Here is a 15,954-nt window from a genome sequence, read left to right on the forward strand (position 1 = left end):
GGGGCGCGCGCCGCGCCCCTTTTCGTCACGCGCCGCCGCCGCGCGCCGCCGCGATCAGCGTCGCCAGCGGCTGCCGCTGACGGCCCCGCTCGTCGAAATTCCCGGCGGCGAGCCACTGCCCGAACGCCGAGCGCAACGCCGGCCATTCGCGGTCGACGATCGAATACCACGCGGTGTCGCGCGACCGGCCCTTGTAGACGACGGCCTGCCGAAACAGCCCCTCGTACGCGAAGCCGTAGCGGAGCGCCGCCGCGCGCGACGGCGCGTTGAGGCTGTCGCATTTCCATTCGAAGCGGCGATAGCCGAGCTCGTCGAACACGCGCTGCATCAGCAGGAACATCGCTTCGGTGCCCGCGCACGTCTTCTGCAGCAGCGGCGAATACGCGACGAAGCCGACCTCGATCACGCCGTTCGCCCGGTCGGTCCGCATCAGCGCGCAGGTGCCGACCGCCTTGCCCGTCGCGAGATCGACGATCGCGTGATGCAGCGGATCGTCGGTTTCGGCCGCCTTCGCCAGATACGCGCGGTAGCTCGCGGCGTCGGCGAACGGGCCGGCGCTCATGTACGTCCAGTCGCGGCCGTCGGCGGCCAATGCGTATGCCGCATAGAGATCGTCCGCGTGCCGGCTCGCGTCGACCGGCTCGATCCGGCAGAACCGGCCCTGCATCGGCGTGCGCGGCGGCGCGGGACGCGGCTGCCAGCCGGGCACCGGCGCGCCGATCGGCTGGCCGAATTCGTTGGTGTATGCGTTGTCACTCACGGAATGTTTCCCGAAACGATGAATGGGTCGCCGATCGGCGCCGAAGCCAGAAGCCTGAAGCCTGAAGCCTGAAGCCCGAGGCCCGAGGCCCGAGGCCTGCGCGTCGATCCCGGATCGACATCCGTGCCCGGCGCCGCGACGGCGGATTCGATTGTAAAAGACGTCGACGGGGCGTGCCGCGTCGAACGTCGCGAATGACGCGACTCGATCGTCGCGCGCCGCCCGGCGAATCGGCGCATCGGCGCATCGGCGCATCGGCGCGTCGGCGCGTCGGCGCATCGGCGCGTCGCAGAATCGCAGAATCGGCCCATTGTCCACGCAATGCATCGCTCGCGCGGTCTCGACCGACGCGGGCACGCGGGAAACCGGGATGCCGCTCCAGTCGCCGGAACGCCGCGCGCGACGCGAATTGCGAAGCATCGCAGCGCGACACGAACGGCGTCGGGGCGCGACATTGCATGTCGTCGAATTCGAAGCGCGCATGCGCCGCGGGGCTCGAAGCGCGAGCCCCGGGATTCGGGATTCGGGATTCGGGATTCGGGATTCGGGATTCGGGATTCGGGATTCGAAGCGCGCTGACCGCCCGCCGATGGGCCTCACTCGATGCCCGGCGAATGCCGCCCGGCATACCGCAAGCGCCGTGTGATCGGCGACGCTTGCACACAAGTGCGCGGCCCGTGCGACTGCGGTCGTTCAAGCCGGTCGTTCAAGATCGTGCGGGGGTCGACGGCGGCGCGGACCGCCGCGTAAGCGGCCGGCAGCGCGCCGGCGCCGCCCCCTGCCGGCATCCGATGCAACAGGGCCGCCGAGCCAGGGCTTTGATGCAAGCCGCGCCCCTGCCCGGCGCGGTCCGCGCGCCGGCTCGATTGCATGCCGCGCTCACCGTGCGGCTCGCCCCGGACGACGGCGACACCGTGCGGAACCGGCATCCGAAGCGCGCATGCGCGGAGCGGAACATGCCGCCCGCCGCCGTCGGAAAATACCCAAGCCTGAAAATGTCAAGCTAACAAAAATGGTAGGTATTCGCCGATGAATAAATCCTACTCTTTAGACGAGAGATAATCGGCACGGCTCTCGCTATCAAATTCAATCCGTGCTTTTTCGAGGAGCCACGAAATGAGCCAATTTGTCGATGTCCTGGAGGAAATGCGCGCGCATTACAAATCCTCTGCCAGCCAAGCGTCACCGCGTCGCTATGCCGCCTCGCAGCAACTCGCCGCTTATTTCACCGCCGCGCAGGCGTCTTCCGTCAAGCTTTCCGCGCAGGAAAACGACTTGCTGAAGGGGCTGCAAATCGACGCCCAAGCATCCGGACAGGAAGAAGCGAGCGGAATCGAGACCGGCATCGTCGGCGCAACCGAAGCGCTGAAGAGCGCGGGAGCGTCCCCCACGTCCGTCGAAGAATTCAAAAAGAAGATGGAAGAACAGAGAAAAAAGGCGAAGGAGGATTCCAACGCGAGAATCGACAAGATTTTCGATACGGCGATAAAAATCGGATTGGAACACCCCGATCTTCAGCAGCCCATTGTCGTCTTGATAGACAAGATCGGTAATTTCTTCAACGATCTTTTCAATAAGATTGCAGATTTCATCGTGGGAGTCGTAAGAGACGTCGTCGCATGGCTCAAAAACGCGTGGGACAGCATCAAGAGTACGTTCAACGGAATCACGGGTTGGATATCCGGCTGGTTCTGACGCCCCGCGCGATCATTTGCCGATCCGCTCGCGCGCCGAGCGCCCGTCTCGACGAAACACGCGATGCCTTGAGCGCCCGCTATCGGGCCGCGACCCCGGCGAACGCGCGCCGAACCCACGCGGCGGCCCGACACGGGCGGCCGCGATCGCCGGCGATCTGATCGGGCGCGGCGCCGGAATCGCGACAGGAAAAGGCTCGGGATGGATTCCGAGCCTTTTCTTCGGACGGGCGCGCAAGCGGGCCGCGGGCGCGCCCGTACGGGCGACCGCGCCCGCCGCTCGAACGTCGAGCTTCACGCGCGGCGCGCGCGGCGATCGAGAAACCCGCGTCGGTCGCGTCCATTGCAATCTCACGCGCCCCGCGCCCGATCGCCGCCGAGCGCCAACCCTTCGACCACCGCCTGAACCCCGTCCGCGCCGCCCGGCGCCGGCGAGCGCAGCGTGAACGACGCGCCCGCCCCTTTCGCGATCGCATCGACGATCGCGAGTCCGAGCCCGCTGCCCTTCGCCGTCGTCGCGCCGCGCTCGAACGGCTTCGTCAGACGTTCGATCTCGCGCGCCGGCAGCGCCGGCCCGCGGTTCGTCACGCTGAGCGCGCCCGCCGCCGACAGCGCGACCTGCACCGGCTCCGCCGCCGCGCCGTGCTTGAGCGCGTTCTCGACCAGATTGCGCACGACGATCGCGAACGCGTCCGGATCGATCCGCGACGTCACGGCCGCGTCGGGCAGATCGAGCGCGATCGCGCGATCGCGCGCGACGCGCCGGAAATCGTCGACGACGAGCGACAGCACCGGCCGCAAATCCTGCGGCGTGTCCGCGAGCACGCGCCCGTCCTCGGCCTTCGCGAGCTGCATCAACTGCTCGCTGACCCGCGACAGCGTATGCAGCGCGCCCTCGACCCGCTCCGCGCGCTCGCGCAACGGCTCGCTCGGCGCTTCGACGATCAGGCGCTGCGTCTGCGCGAGCGCCGCGGCGATCGGCGTGCGCAACTCGTGCGCGCTGTTCGCGGTGAAGCTGCGCTCGGCGGCGAGCGCGCGATCGAGGCGCGCCATCAGCTCGGTGACCGCATCGGCCACGGGCGCGATCTCGCTCGGCAGCCCGCCCTTGTCGAGCGGCGTCAGATCGTTGCGGCCGCGCGCGGCGATCGCGTCGCAAAAGCGCCGGATCGGCTTCAAGCCGGAGCGCACGATCAGCCAGATTCCGAACAGGCCGGCGGGCAGGAACAACGCGAGCGGCCGCACGACCGCGATCGCGGCCTGCACTTGCGCTTGCCGGCGCATCGTGAGCGGCTGCGCGATCAACAGCGTGACCGTGCCCTGCAGCACCGTCTCCGCGTAGATCCGATGCGTCGCGGTGCGCCGGAAGCCCGCCTTCATGTCCATCGGAAAAATCGACGCGTCGGCATCGTGCGAGCGCAGCAGCGTCTTGCCGGTCTCGTCGCGCACGACGTACGTCAGCAGCTCGTCGTGCGGGCGGACCGCCGCGATGCGGCCCCCGCTCGCGCCCTCGCCGTCATCGCCGTCCGAATCGCGCCCGACGATGTCCATCACGGCGAGCGGCAGCAGCCGCTGCGCGGTCTCCTGCAGCGCGCTGTCGGACATCCGCTCGACCTCGTCGCGCAACACGTAGAACGCGGCCGTCCCGGCCGCGAGCGACAGCACGACGAAGCCAGCCACGAGCGCCGCCGCGAGCCGCCCCTGCAGACTGCGCAGCATCGCTAGTCCCGCCTCAGCCGGTAGCCGAGGCCGCGCACGGTCTCGATCACGTCGGCGCCGAGCTTCTTGCGCAGGCGGCTCACGTGCACCTCGATCGTGTTGCTCTCCACTTCGTCGCTGAACGAATACAGACGCTCCTCGAGCCGCGGCTTCGACAAGATCATCCCGGGATGCTGGAGCAGCGTTTCGAGAAGCGCCCATTCGCTCGCGGTCAGGTCGACTCGCGCATCGCCGCGCTTCACGCTGCGCGCGGCGGTGTCGATCGCGAGCTCGCCGAGCTTCACGAGCGGATTCGGATTGCCCGCATAGCGGCGCGCGACCGCGCTCACGCGCGCGGACAGCTCGGACAGATCGAACGGCTTCACCAGATAGTCGTCCGCGCCGGCGTTCAGCCCGGCGATCCGGTTCGCGACCTGATCGAGCGCGGTCAGGATGATGACGGGCACCGTCGATCCGCCCGCGCGCAGCTCGCGCAGGAAGTCGAGCCCGCGGCCGTCGGGCAGCAGCAGATCGAGCAGGATCAGATCGTAGGTCGCGACCGCGACGTGCCGGCGCGCGTCGGCGAGGCTGCCGACGAAATCGGCCGGATGCCCGTCTTTCTCGATCTGGTCGCGGACGGCCTCTCCGAGCCACGGGTCGTCTTCGACGAGAAGCACTCTCATGCGCGTGTCCTGATGAATGAGTGGCGCGACTCTGCCACGCGAACCTGAAGCGAACATGAAGAAACTTTTTCGCGCCCGCAAGCTTCGCTTCAGGTGCCGAGCGCATTGTAGAGCCCGACGATCCGAACAGGAGATATCACGCAATGAAAACCTCGCGACTGATCAAGGGCGTGACGCTCGTTTCGCTCGCGTCGCTCGTGCTCGCAAGCGCGCTCGGCATCCGCGCGGCGATGGCGGACGACGGCGACGACTGCCACGCGCCGCTCGCCGACTGGAAGCCGCGCGACGCAGTGCGCGCGATGGCGCAGCAGAAAGGCTGGCGCGTCGACAAGCTGAAGGCCGACGACGGCTGCTACGAAATCAAGGGCCACGACGCCGACGGCAAGCGCTTCAAGGCGAAGCTCGATCCGGTGACGCTCGACGTCGTGCGGATGAAGCGCGAGGGCGACCGCAAGCACGACCACGACGATGACGACGACCATGGCCGCGCGCCGCGCGCGCAAGCCCCGGCGGGCGGGCCGGCGACGGGCGCGCCCGCGGGCGGCGCGCTGAAGCCGGGCTCGAAGCCCGACGTGCAGATTCGCTGAAGGCGGCTGGTCGCGCGGCGCCGCCGGGTTGCCGCGCCCGCGCTGCCTTGGCCGCGCTGCGTTGTTTGGCGCAGCCGGCGATGCGATGGGCGCGTCGATGGCGGCATCGATCGCTGAATTGATGGCTGAGTCGATGGCCGCGTCGTTCGCCGAGTCGATGACTGAATTCATGGCCGCGTCGTTCGCTGAACTTGATGGCTGAGTCCATGGCCGTATCGACGTTCCCGCCCATGACCGATTGCCGAATGCCCGCCCGCGACATGGCGGGCCTCCGGCGCGGCCGCGTGCGGCCTCGCGTGGCTGCCGGCACGCGATCGGCGCGATCAGCGCGATCAGCACGATCGGCGCGATCGCGAAGCAGCGGCGAAAGGTCGCGGCACGGGCGGAGTTCCGGCGGTCACGGCGCGGGCGGCGTAAGCGGCGCGAGTGACTCGCCCGGCTTGCGACGCTTGCGAGCCGACGATACGGCGTCCGCCGCCGCGCCGATCGCGACGCCGACATTCCCCCGCCGCCACCGCCCTTCCGGCGCCCGGACGACACGCGACACCCGGCTCGATGCGGTCCGCGCCGCCATCCTCACCGATACCAGGAGAACCCAGATGAAACACGCATTGCCGATCGCGGCGCTCGCAGGCGCGCTCGCCGCGCCGTCGCTCGCCTCCGCGCGCCAGGTCACGTTCGAGACGCAGCTTGCCGACTACGGCGGCGACGGCGCGTACGTCGTCCTGTACGTCACCGATCGCGCGGGCCGCTACCAGGGCGCGCTGTGGATGGCCGGCCGCCAGACGAAGTACTACCGGCATCTGCGCGACTGGTATCGCGCGACGGGCGGCTCGCAGCGGCTCGACGGCATCACGGGCGCGAGCGTCGGCGCGGGCAAGACGCTGCGCGCGACGCTCGACGTGGCCGACGCGCTGCTCGACGCCGGCTGCGAAATCCACATCGACACCGCGGTCGAGGACATGAACGAGAACCCGTCGGAAGTCGTCGTGCCGCTGACCGCGGCGAGCGCCGGCAAGGCGGTCAAGGGCCGCGGCTACGTGAAGTCGTTCCGCTATTCGCTTTAACACGAGGACAAGAGGCGTTCCATGCTGCGCAAGCTTCATTCGATTCCCGGACTGATCGCCGCCGTGCTGGTGATCGTCGTCACGCTGACGGGCGCGGCGCTGTCGATCCAGCCCGCGCTCGAGCGCGCGACAGTCGCCGGCACGCCGCACGCGCCGCTCGACGTCGCGACGCTCGCCGGCCGCGTGCGCGCGCAAGTGCCCGGCGTCGAAAAGCTCATGCGGCGGCCGTCGGGCCAGATCGTCGCCTACTACGCGGCCGCCGACGAGCCGCGCGCGTCGATCGTCGATCCCTCGACGGGCCGGCCGGTCGCCGACTTTCGGCCGTCGCCCGTCGTGCGCTGGCTGACGAATTTGCACCGCAAGCTCTTTCTCGGCGACGCGGGCCGGATCGCGACGGGCGCGACCGCCGCCGCGATGCTGTTCGTCGCGCTGTCCGGGCTCGCGCTGCTCGCGCGCCGGATGGGCGGCTGGCGGCGACTGTTCGGCCGGATCGGCGGCGACGGGCTGCAGCGGCTGCACAACGAGACCGCGCGCGTCGCGCTCGCCGGGCTCACGCTGTCGGCGCTCACGGGGCTCGCGCTGTCGCTGACGACGTTCGGCGTGATTCCCGAGCGCGGCGCGTCGGCCTCGGCGTTCGATGCGCAAGCGAGCGTGGCGGCGCACGCGGCCGCGCCGATGCCCGTCGAGCAAATGCCCGCGCTGCGCGCGATCGACACGTCGACGCTGCGCCAACTGACGTTCCCCGCGCCGGACGAGCCGGGCGGCGGCGTGATCGAGCTGAAGACGACGAACGGCGCCGGCGTCGTCGATCCGTCGACGGGCGCTTCGCTCGCCTACCGCGCCGCCGACCGCTGGCAGCGCCTGCATGCCGCCGTGAAAATGCTGCACACGGGCGAAGGATTGTGGTGGCTCGGCCTGGCGCTGGGCGCGGCGTCGCTGTCGGCGCCGCTCCTCGCGGTGACGGGCGTCATGCTGTGGGCGCGCCGGCGACGCGCGCGGCCGAGGCTCGCGGGCAACGCGTCGGCGCGCGACGCGGACACCGTGCTGCTCGTCGGCAGCGAAGGCAACAGCACGTGGGGCAACGCATCCGCGCTGCACGCGGCGCTCACGCAAGCAGGCCTGCGCGTGCATGTCGCGCTGATGAACGACGTCGCCCGCGACTATCGCCGGGCCCGGCGCTTCATCGTGCTGACCGCGACCTACGGCGACGGCGACGCGCCGGACGGCGCGCAACAGTTCCTGTCGAAGCTCGCGCGGCTGCCGCTGACGCAAGACGTGTCGTTCGCGGTGCTCGGCTTCGGCAACCGCCAGTTTCCGCGGTTTTGCGGCTACGCGCGAAGCGTCCACGACGCGCTCGTCGCGAAAGGCCTGATGCCGTTGCTCGATCTCGGAACCGTCGATCGGCAGTCCGAGCACGAATTCCGCGCGTGGTGCGCGCGGCTCGGCGAAGAGGCGCTCGGGCTTGCGCTCGACATCCGCTACACGCCGACGCCGCCGCGCACGATGCCGCTCACGCTCGTCGCGCGCGACGACTACGGCTCGGACCCGCAGGCCGTGACGTCAGTGTTGCGCTTCGCCCCCGCCGAACGCACCGCGCGCACGACCGCGCCATGGGCCGCGTTCGCAACACGGCGGCTGCCGCCGTTCGAGACCGGCGATCTCCTCGGCGTCGTGCCGCCGGGCGGCGCGTCGCCGCGCTACTACTCGCTCGCGAGCGCATCGTCGGACGGCGTCGTCGAGATCTGCGTGCGCCGCCATCCGAACGGCACGTGCTCGACCTACCTGACCGCCCTGCGCCCGGGCGACACGATCGACGCGTTCATCCGCGCGCACGCGCGCTTCCGGCCGGCCACGGGAGACGCGCCCGTGATCCTGATCGGCGCGGGCACCGGCATCGGCCCGCTGATCGGCTTCATTCGGCACAATGCGGCGCGCCGCCCGATGCATCTGTATTTCGGCGCGCGCAACGCGGGCGACGGCTTTCTCTATCGCGACGAACTCGCCAGCCTCGTGCGCGACCGCCGGCTGCACGCGCTGACGACCGCGTTCTCGCGCGCGGAGCGCCGGGCCTACGTGCAGGACCGGCTTGTCGCCGACGCGCGCACGTTGCGCGATCTCGTCGCGCACGGCGCGCAAATCATGGTGTGCGGCGGCCGCTCGATGGCCGACGGCGTCGCGCACGCGTGGGAGCGCATCCTGTCGGGCTCGGGCTTGTCCATCGCGCAATTGAGAATGCAGGGGCGCTATGTCGAAGACGTCTATTGAATGGTCGCCCGGCGCGCGGCTGAATCGCTGCCGCGCGAGCGGCGCGACGATGGGCACGCGCTTCGACGCGCAGTTCTATGCGCCGCCGCCGGCCGACGCGAAGGCGATCGCCGCCGAACTCGACGCGGCGGTGCGCGCGGTCGACGAACAGATGTCGAACTGGAAAGCCGACTCCGATCTGTCGCGGCTCAATCGCGCGGCGCCCGGATGCTGGATGCCGGTTTCCGCGAACCTCGCCGCGGTGCTCGCGCGCGCGCAGGAAATCGGTCGCGAGACGGGCGACGCGTTCAATATCGGCGTCGGCTCGCTCGTCGACGCGTGGGGATTCGGGCCGGGAGCGCCGGCGGGCGAGCGGTGTGCGGATTTGGCCGATGCGACGCGTGGGCCTGATGGGCCTGATGGGCCTGATGGGCTTGACGGGCCTAATAGCCCTAACCGGCCTAACGTGCCTAATGTGCCTAATGTGCCTAACGCGCTCGATGCTCTCGATACGCTCAACGCGCTCGATGCGCCCGATACGCGGCGCGCATCGAGCGCGCGCCGCGCGTCGCCGTGCCGCCCGATCGACGAACTGCTCGAAGTCGACGTCGCACGCCGCCGCGCACGCAGGCTCGCGAACGCCGCATTCGACCTGTGCGGGATCGCGAAGGGCTTCGGCGTCGACGAACTCGCGCGAGTGCTCGACCGCCACGGCATCGGCGCGTGGCTCGTCGGCATCGACGGCGAGTTGCGCGCGCGCGGACGCAAGCCGGACGGCTCGCCGTGGTCGATCGCGCTCGAAGCGCCCGACTACGCGCGACGCGGCGCGATGGGCGTGATCGAGCTCGCCGACGCGGCCGTCGCGACATCGGGCGACTACCGGCATTGGGCCGACGTCGGCGGCACGCGCATCTCGCATACGATGGACCCGCGCACCGGCGCGCCGCTGCGCAGCGGCATCGCTTCAGTGACGGTGATCGCCGCGACCTGTGCCGACGCGGACGCGTACGCGACCGCGCTGATGGTGCTCGGCGAACGAGCGGGATACGCGCACGCCGAACGCCACGGGCTCGACGCACTCTTCGTCGTGCGCGCCAGCGACGCGCTGCGCACGATCGGCTGCGGCGCTTTCGCGAACGCGCAGCCGGCCGTTTGACCGTGCGCGCGCCGCCAACGGCGCGCCCCGCTTACACGTCGAACTTCACGCCCTGCGCGAGCGGCAATTCGCGGCTGTAGTTGATCGTGTTCGTCGCGCGGCGCATGTAGCTCTTCCACGCGTCGGAGCCCGATTCGCGGCCGCCGCCCGTCTCCTTCTCGCCGCCGAACGCGCCGCCGATCTCCGCGCCGCTCGTGCCGATGTTCACGTTCACGATCCCGCAATCGCTGCCCGCCGCCGACATGAACTGCTCGGCCTCGCGCATGTCGTTCGTGAAGATCGCCGACGACAGCCCTTGCGGCACGCCGTTGTGGATCGCGAGCGCATCGTCGAAATCGTCGTAGACGAGCACGTAGAGAATCGGCGCGAACGTCTCGCGCGCGACGACGGCCGCCTGCCCGGGCATCCGCACGAGCGCCGGGCGCACGTAGTACGCGTCATCACGGCCGAGATCAACTCGCTCGCCGCCCTTCACTTCGCCGCCCTGCTCGCGCGCGTCGGCAAGCGCCTTTTGCATCGCGTCGAACGCCGCGCGGTCGATCAGCGGGCCGACCAGCGTGCCCGTCTCGAGCGGATCGCCGACCCTCACCGACGCGAACGCCTTCTCGAGACGCGGCAGCAGCCGGTCGGCGACGTCGCGATGCACGATCAGCCGGCGCAGCGTCGTGCAGCGCTGGCCCGCGGTGCCGACCGCGGCGAACGTGACCGCGCGCACGACCAGATCGAGATCCGCGCTCGGCGCGACGATCATCCCGTTGTTGCCGCCGAGCTCGAGGATGCTGCGCGCGAGACGCCGGCTCAGCACCTGCGCGACTTCGGTTCCCATCCGCACGCTGCCCGTCGCGGACACGAGCGGCACCTTCGGCGAGGCGGCCAGCACCTCGCCGACGTCGCGGCCGCCGAGCACGAGCTGATGCAGCCCGTCGGGCACGACGCCCGGATGCGTCTTGCCGAATTCGCGCACCGCCTTCGCGAACAGCGTGTGGCACGCGATCGCGGTGAGCGGCGTCTTCTCGGACGGCTTCCAGACGACCGGATCGCCGCAAACGAACGCGAGCGCCGCGTTCCACGACCACACGGCGACCGGGAAATTGAACGCGGAAATCACGCCGCACACGCCGAGCGGATGCCACGTCTCCATCATCCGGTGGCCGGGACGCTCGGACGCGATCGTCAGGCCGTAGAGCTGCCGCGACAAGCCAACCGCGAAATCGCAGATGTCGATCATCTCCTGCACTTCGCCCAGGCCCTCGGACGCGATCTTGCCCGCCTCGAGCGTGACGAGCCGGCCGAGCGCCGCCTTGTGCTCGCGCAGCACGTTGCCGAACACGCGCACGAGCTCGCCGCGTACGGGCGCGGGCACCGTGCGCCACTTGAGGAACGCTTGATGCGCGGCGTCGATCTTGCGCCCGGTTTCGGCCGGGCTGTCGGCGGCGAGCGTCGCGAGCGTCGCGCCGTCCACGGGCGACCGGGCGGTCAGCGCATTGCCCTGCCAGCGGGCCAGATCGACGTCGAGCGCGGCGAGAATGTCGTTGAATTGCATCGCTTCCTCTTTAGAACAGAATCAGGTTGATCGGTGCGGCGTCGCCGCCGCGAATGAATCGATTGGACCGCGTTCGCGCGCCGCATGCAAGCGGGCCGGCCGTTCGGTCGAGGGCCTGTTCACGCTAACACCGGCCCGCCGCGAGCGCCGCGCGCAGCCGGCGCACGCCCTCGAAGATCTCCGCCTCGCCCGGCGCGGCGAACGACAGCCGCAGGCTGCTCGCATCCGCGTCGCGCGCGTAGAACGCCGCGCCCGGCACGTACATCACGTTGTGCTCGAGCGCGCGCTTGAGCAGCTCCGCCGCGTCGCGGCCGCGCGCGAGGCGCGCCCACACGAACATGCCGCCCGACGGCTCGCGCCATTCGATGTCGTCCGGCACGAATTGGGCGAGCGCGCTGACGAGCGCGCGGCAACGGCTGCCGTAAGTCTGCGCGATCGTGCGCAAATGCGCCGCGAGCCGGCCGCTCTCCAGATAGCGCCGGATCGCCTCCTGCGCGATCGGTGCGGTGCACAAGTCGCTCGTCTGCTTCGCGACCGTCATCCGGCGCGCGATCGCGGCGGGCGCGACCGCCCAGCCGATCCGCAGGCCCGGCGCGACGATCTTCGACAGGCTGCCGAGATAGACGGTCCAGTCCTTCGCGCCGTCGTGCGCGAGCACCGGCTTCACCGGCTCGCCGGAGAAACGCAGGTCCGCGTACGGATCGTCCTCGACGAGCACGAGCCGCGCGCCGGCCGCGATCTCGGCGAGCCGCGCGCGGCGTGCGGGCGGCAGCGTCGCGCCGGTCGGGTTCGCGAACGTCGGCACCGTATACAGCAGCTTCGGGCGGCGCTCGTTCGCCGGCCACGCGGCGAGTTGCGCGGCGAGCGCGTCGGGATCGACGCCGTCGGCGTCGGTGCGCACCGGCGCGAGCTTCGCGCCCGCGAGCCGCAGCGCCTGCAGCGCGGCCGGATACGCGGGCGCCTCGACGAGCGCGACGTCGCCCGGCTCGATCAGCGTGCGCACGAGCAGATCGAAGCCCTGCTGCGAGCCCGTCGTGACGAGCACCTGCGCGGCATCGCACGGAACGCCGCGCGCGCTCGCCATCCAGTTGGCGAGCGCGCGGCGCAGGCCCGGCTGGCCCGCCGTGTCGCCGTACTGCAGGCATGCGAGCGGATCGTCGCGGGCCGCCTGCGCAAGCGCCGCCGCGATGCCTTCGCGGTCGAACAGATCGGCGGACGGATAGCCGCCCGCGAACGAGATCATCCCCGGCTTGCCGACGTGCTTGAACAGCTCGCGGATCGGCGAGCCCTGCGGGTCGGCGAACGGCGCGGCGAACGGATAGTCGACGGCGGCGTCAGCGAGCGTCATGGCGGCTCCGGTGCGGTGGAAGTCGAGCGAAAGGCAAATCGGGTGCAGAACGCGTCAGGCGGCGGCCGTCATCTTGAAGATGCCGGTCGCGTTGCCCGCGTCGAAGCTCAGGTCGAGCGCGCGGCGGCCGGTCTCGGTGTCGGCGAGCGCGTCGCGCGTGATGAATTCGTAGAACGAGCCCGGCACCTCGCGCTCGACGAGCGCGCCCGACGCGTCGACGAACGCGCGCGTCACCGGGTCCGCGCGGAACGCCGTCTGCCGCACGCGGCCCGAGCGCGACACCTCGACGGCCGGCTTGATCGGCCGCCCGAGCGCGCGTTGCGCGTCGGCGAGCGCATCGACGTCGGGCACGCGGTCGGTCGCGTGGTTGAACGCGTTGCCCTCGGTCGCGATCCACGCCATCTCCGCCGATTCGGCGAGCAGCGTTTCGTAGTCGGCGAGCGCCGGCGTCGCGTGCTGGCGATCGAAGCAGCGCACGAGCACCGGCATGAGCGCCTGCGCGTCGGCGAGCGGCAGCGACGCGTCGCGCTCGAGCTCGCCGAGCGTCGCTGCGGCCTGCGGCGTCAGCGGGTCGGCCGATGTGTCGAGCACGTTCGTCGCGGCCGCCTGGAACGCGGCGCTGAAGCGCTCCGGATGCAGCTCGCTCACGAAGAACTGCGCGATCTGGTCGGGCGCGTCGAGATGCGCGTACGAACGGCCCGTCATCTTCAGGCGCTCGAGCGGATACGTGCCGTTCAGCCGATAGCCGAGCGGCCGCAGGATGCGCGTGAACGCCGCCTCGCCGGGCGGCAGCGCGCCGCACGACGGCCAGCGCACGGTGCGCAGCGCGCCGTGATCGAACGTCACGCGGCCGCCGTCGCGCGCGACGTCGCGCGTGTAAGCGCGGCCCGTCGGCACCCGTTCGAGCAGATCCGCGAAGAGCGCCATGTTGAGCGCCTGCGCGAGCTCGGCGCGCCTGACGACGCCCGGCTCGCAGCGCTCGAGGCAAACCGGCACATGCATCAGGCGCATCAACTCGCCGATGGTCGGCTGATCGGCAACGGTGGCGAGCAAGGCGGCGAGGTTCGCGTTCATCGGGTTCTTCCGTGGGTTTGCGTCGTGGCGGGGCGGGCGGGCCGCGCATCGGGCGGCCCGCGGTAATGATCAGGGTCGATTTTCGGTGCGCGAAATTCGCTCGGCAATTGATATAAACTCACCAGTTCATTCTCAAAACTCACCAACTCGCGATTTCCCGATCGTTCGACCGTCGATGCGAAAAGGCATTCCGAACCTCGCGGCGCTGCAGGTCTTCGAAGCGGCGGCCCGCCACGAAAGCTTCACCCGCGCGGCCGACGAGCTCGCGCTCACGCAAAGCGCGGTCAGCCGCCAGATCACGTCGCTGGAGGAGCGGCTCGGCGTCGCATTGTTCCTGCGGATCAAGAAACGGGTCGTGCTGACGCCGCACGGCCGGCACTACGCGGGGCTCGTGCGCCGCAACCTCGAGCGGATCGAGCGCGACACGCTCGAGCTGATGGCGCAGCGCGGGATCGGCGCGACGCTCGAGCTCGCGGTCGTGCCGACGTTCGCGAGCCAGTGGCTGATCCCCCGCCTGCCCCAGTTTCGCGCGCTGCGGCCCGACATCACGGTGAACCTGTCGGTGCGCACCGAGCCGTTCCTGTTCAGCGATTCGGCGTTCGACGCGGCGATCTACTTCGGCCACGCGCTGTGGCCCGGCACGCAAGGGCGGCTGCTGTTCCGCGAAGGCGACATGCTGCCCGTCTGCAGTCCGGCGCTGCTGCCGGCGAACGGCTCGATCACCCGCGACGCGCTGCTCGATTTGCCGCTCCTGCACCTGTCGACGCGCGCGGATGCGTGGCGCGACTGGTTTCGCGCGCACGGTCTCGACAACGACCTGCGCGCGGTGCGCGGGCCGCGCTACGAGCTGTTCACGATGCTGACGGCGGCCGCGCACGCGGGAATGGGCGTCGCGCTGATGCCGGCGCTGCTCGTCGCCGACGAGCTCGCATCGGGGCGCCTCTGCGCGCCGCTCGACCTGCGGCTGCCGAGCGACGCCGGCTACTACCTCGTCGCGCCCGACGCCGCCGCGAACAGCGAACCGTTCGTCGCGTTGGCCGAATGGCTGGGTTCCGTCGCGCCGGCGCGGCCGATAAGCTGACGCGACCATCCTGTTCATCCGTTCATCGGCCGGCGGCGGGCCGGCCACGCGAGATCGACCATGACCATACGCATCGGCGACATCGTGCCGCTGTCCATCGCCCGCGCCCGCTTCTCCGAGCTGGCGGACGAGGTGCGGGACGGCGGCGAGAAGATCATCACGAAGAACGGCGCGGCGTACGTCGCGCTGATCGACGCGAGACGGCTCGATCACTATCATCGGCTCGAGCGCGATCGGGCGGAGCGCGACGATGCGGGACGCGGCGATGCGGGACGCGGTGACGCGGGACGCGGCGATGCGGGACGGATATGCGGCGGAAACGGAAGCGACGCGTGCGATGACGCGGGCGATGACGCGGGCGGCGGCGCGGGCGGCGGCGCGGGCGGCGGAGACGTGAGCGTTGCGGCGGCATGCGCGTCGGCCAATGCGGACGGCCGCACGATCGTCGAGGCGCGGGACGGCCGCGGCGGCGCGTCGTTCGCCGCAAGCCGCACCGACACGTCACGCGATGCGGACGATTCGCGCGCCGACCGCGGCATGCGCCCGATGTGCGCCGCACAACGCCCGCTCGCCGCGGACGACGGCTGAAAACAAGCTCGGAACGGGTTCGCCGCCGGCGGCCGGCGACTGCTCCTCGCAATCGATCGGCGACGCTCGGCTGTCGGGTTTGGACGGACGGTGGACGGCATCGGCATCGGCATCGGCATCGGCACTGACGATAACGTTGACATGACATGCGCATCGACGTCGGCGATTGGCAATTTGTGACTGGCGAAGGACGGTCGGCGGCCAGCAGCTACGGCCAATGGTCAGCGGTCAGCGATCGGGCAGTAGGCAGTAGCAGTAGCAGTAGCAGTAGCAGTAGCAGTAGCAGTAGCAGTAGCAGTAGCAGTAGCAGTAGCAGTAGCAGTAGCAGTAGGCAGTAGCAGTAGGCAGTAGGCAGTAGGCAGTAGGCAGTAGGCAGTAGGCAGTAGGCAGTAGGCAGTAGGCAGTAGGCAGTAGGCAGTAGGCAGTAGGCAGTA

The 15,954-nt window shown here is 70.3% G+C and carries 13 protein-coding genes and 1 pseudogene; 8 read left to right on the forward strand and 6 right to left on the reverse strand.

Annotated elements, in window-relative coordinates:
* Positions 1-25: 25 nt before the first annotated feature.
* Positions 26-969, reverse strand: a pseudogene (locus X946_RS23405) (GNAT family N-acetyltransferase).
* Between the two features lie 907 nt (positions 970-1,876).
* Between X946_RS23405 and X946_RS23420 the strand changes: the two are divergent.
* Entirely contained in the window at positions 1,877-2,455 is a 579-nt protein-coding gene (locus X946_RS23420; RefSeq protein ID WP_038752755.1) for a hypothetical protein, read from the forward strand.
* Positions 2,456-2,805: 350 nt separating this feature from the next.
* On the opposite strand, the gene X946_RS23425 is transcribed toward X946_RS23420, so the two are convergent.
* Entirely contained in the window at positions 2,806-4,170 is a 1,365-nt protein-coding gene (locus X946_RS23425) for a sensor histidine kinase (protein ID WP_038752757.1), read from the reverse strand.
* Positions 4,171-4,172: 2 nt separating this feature from the next.
* Positions 4,173-4,832 (reverse strand): response regulator, encoded by a 660-nt coding sequence (locus X946_RS23430; protein WP_038752760.1) that lies wholly within the window; start codon positions 4,830-4,832, stop codon positions 4,173-4,175.
* Positions 4,833-4,975: 143 nt separating this feature from the next.
* Between X946_RS23430 and X946_RS23435 the strand changes: the two genes are divergently transcribed.
* From X946_RS23435 to X946_RS23450, 5 genes are all read left to right on the forward strand, one after another.
* Complete coding sequence (locus X946_RS23435) at positions 4,976-5,419, forward strand: PepSY domain-containing protein (protein WP_038752763.1); 444 nt, start codon at positions 4,976-4,978, stop codon at positions 5,417-5,419.
* A gap of 61 nt (positions 5,420-5,480) precedes the next feature.
* A complete protein-coding gene (locus X946_RS35275; RefSeq protein ID WP_157131100.1) occupies positions 5,481-5,621 on the forward strand; it encodes a hypothetical protein in 141 nt (46 codons plus the stop codon).
* Positions 5,622-6,018: 397 nt separating this feature from the next.
* Positions 6,019-6,486 carry a DUF2271 domain-containing protein gene (locus X946_RS23440; protein WP_038752766.1) on the forward strand — a complete coding sequence of 156 codons (468 nt, stop codon included), beginning with the start codon at positions 6,019-6,021 and terminating at the stop codon, positions 6,484-6,486.
* Between the two features lie 21 nt (positions 6,487-6,507).
* Positions 6,508-8,751: a PepSY domain-containing protein gene (locus X946_RS23445; RefSeq protein ID WP_038752768.1), complete on the forward strand. Its 2,244-nt coding sequence runs from the start codon at positions 6,508-6,510 to the stop codon at positions 8,749-8,751.
* Entirely contained in the window at positions 8,732-9,886 is a 1,155-nt protein-coding gene (locus X946_RS23450) for an FAD:protein FMN transferase (protein ID WP_038752770.1), read from the forward strand. The genes X946_RS23445 and X946_RS23450 overlap by 20 nt, the downstream gene beginning before the upstream one ends.
* Positions 9,887-9,917: 31 nt before the next feature.
* Here the strand turns inward: X946_RS23450 and amaB are convergent, their stop codons facing one another.
* From amaB to X946_RS23465, 3 genes are all read right to left on the reverse strand, one after another.
* Positions 9,918-11,429, reverse strand: a complete 1,512-nt coding sequence (gene amaB, locus X946_RS23455; protein ID WP_038752772.1) for an L-piperidine-6-carboxylate dehydrogenase — start codon at positions 11,427-11,429, stop codon at positions 9,918-9,920.
* 124 nt (positions 11,430-11,553) lie between these two features.
* The gene (locus tag X946_RS23460; RefSeq protein WP_038752774.1) at positions 11,554-12,777 is read right to left on the reverse strand and encodes an aminotransferase-like domain-containing protein; all 1,224 of its coding nucleotides are present in this window, start codon (positions 12,775-12,777) and stop codon (positions 11,554-11,556) included.
* Between the two features lie 54 nt (positions 12,778-12,831).
* Complete coding sequence (locus X946_RS23465) at positions 12,832-13,851, reverse strand: DUF1338 domain-containing protein (RefSeq protein ID WP_038752775.1); 1,020 nt, start codon at positions 13,849-13,851, stop codon at positions 12,832-12,834.
* A gap of 175 nt (positions 13,852-14,026) precedes the next feature.
* Between X946_RS23465 and X946_RS23470 the strand changes: the two genes are divergently transcribed.
* A complete protein-coding gene (locus X946_RS23470) occupies positions 14,027-14,932 on the forward strand; it encodes a LysR substrate-binding domain-containing protein (protein WP_038752777.1) in 906 nt (301 codons plus the stop codon).
* 60 nt (positions 14,933-14,992) lie between these two features.
* On the forward strand, positions 14,993-15,520 hold the full coding sequence (locus X946_RS36400) for a type II toxin-antitoxin system Phd/YefM family antitoxin (RefSeq protein ID WP_038752779.1): 528 nt from the start codon (positions 14,993-14,995) through the stop codon (positions 15,518-15,520).
* The last annotated feature ends 434 nt before the right edge of the window (positions 15,521-15,954 follow it).

It is taken from the genome of Burkholderia sp. ABCPW 111 (assembly GCF_000773065.1).
GTDB lineage: Bacteria > Pseudomonadota > Gammaproteobacteria > Burkholderiales > Burkholderiaceae > Burkholderia > Burkholderia savannae.

Excerpts from the sequence above, each read along its gene's own strand:
- X946_RS23420 (WP_038752755.1), top strand. The coding sequence starts at position 1,877 with ATGAGCCAATTTGTCGATGTCCTGGAGGAAATGCGCGCGCATTACAAA.
- X946_RS23425 (WP_038752757.1), bottom strand. The coding sequence starts at position 4,170 with ATGCTGCGCAGTCTGCAGGGGCGGCTCGCGGCGGCGCTCGTGGCTGGC.
- X946_RS23430 (WP_038752760.1), bottom strand. The coding sequence starts at position 4,832 with ATGAGAGTGCTTCTCGTCGAAGACGACCCGTGGCTCGGAGAGGCCGTC.
- X946_RS23435 (WP_038752763.1), top strand. The coding sequence starts at position 4,976 with ATGAAAACCTCGCGACTGATCAAGGGCGTGACGCTCGTTTCGCTCGCG.
- X946_RS23440 (WP_038752766.1), top strand. The coding sequence starts at position 6,019 with ATGAAACACGCATTGCCGATCGCGGCGCTCGCAGGCGCGCTCGCCGCG.
- X946_RS23445 (WP_038752768.1), top strand. The coding sequence starts at position 6,508 with ATGCTGCGCAAGCTTCATTCGATTCCCGGACTGATCGCCGCCGTGCTG.
- X946_RS23450 (WP_038752770.1), top strand. The coding sequence starts at position 8,732 with ATGTCGAAGACGTCTATTGAATGGTCGCCCGGCGCGCGGCTGAATCGC.
- amaB (WP_038752772.1), bottom strand. The coding sequence starts at position 11,429 with ATGCAATTCAACGACATTCTCGCCGCGCTCGACGTCGATCTGGCCCGC.
- X946_RS23460 (WP_038752774.1), bottom strand. The coding sequence starts at position 12,777 with ATGACGCTCGCTGACGCCGCCGTCGACTATCCGTTCGCCGCGCCGTTC.
- X946_RS23465 (WP_038752775.1), bottom strand. The coding sequence starts at position 13,851 with ATGAACGCGAACCTCGCCGCCTTGCTCGCCACCGTTGCCGATCAGCCG.
- X946_RS23470 (WP_038752777.1), top strand. The coding sequence starts at position 14,027 with ATGCGAAAAGGCATTCCGAACCTCGCGGCGCTGCAGGTCTTCGAAGCG.
- X946_RS36400 (WP_038752779.1), top strand. The coding sequence starts at position 14,993 with ATGACCATACGCATCGGCGACATCGTGCCGCTGTCCATCGCCCGCGCC.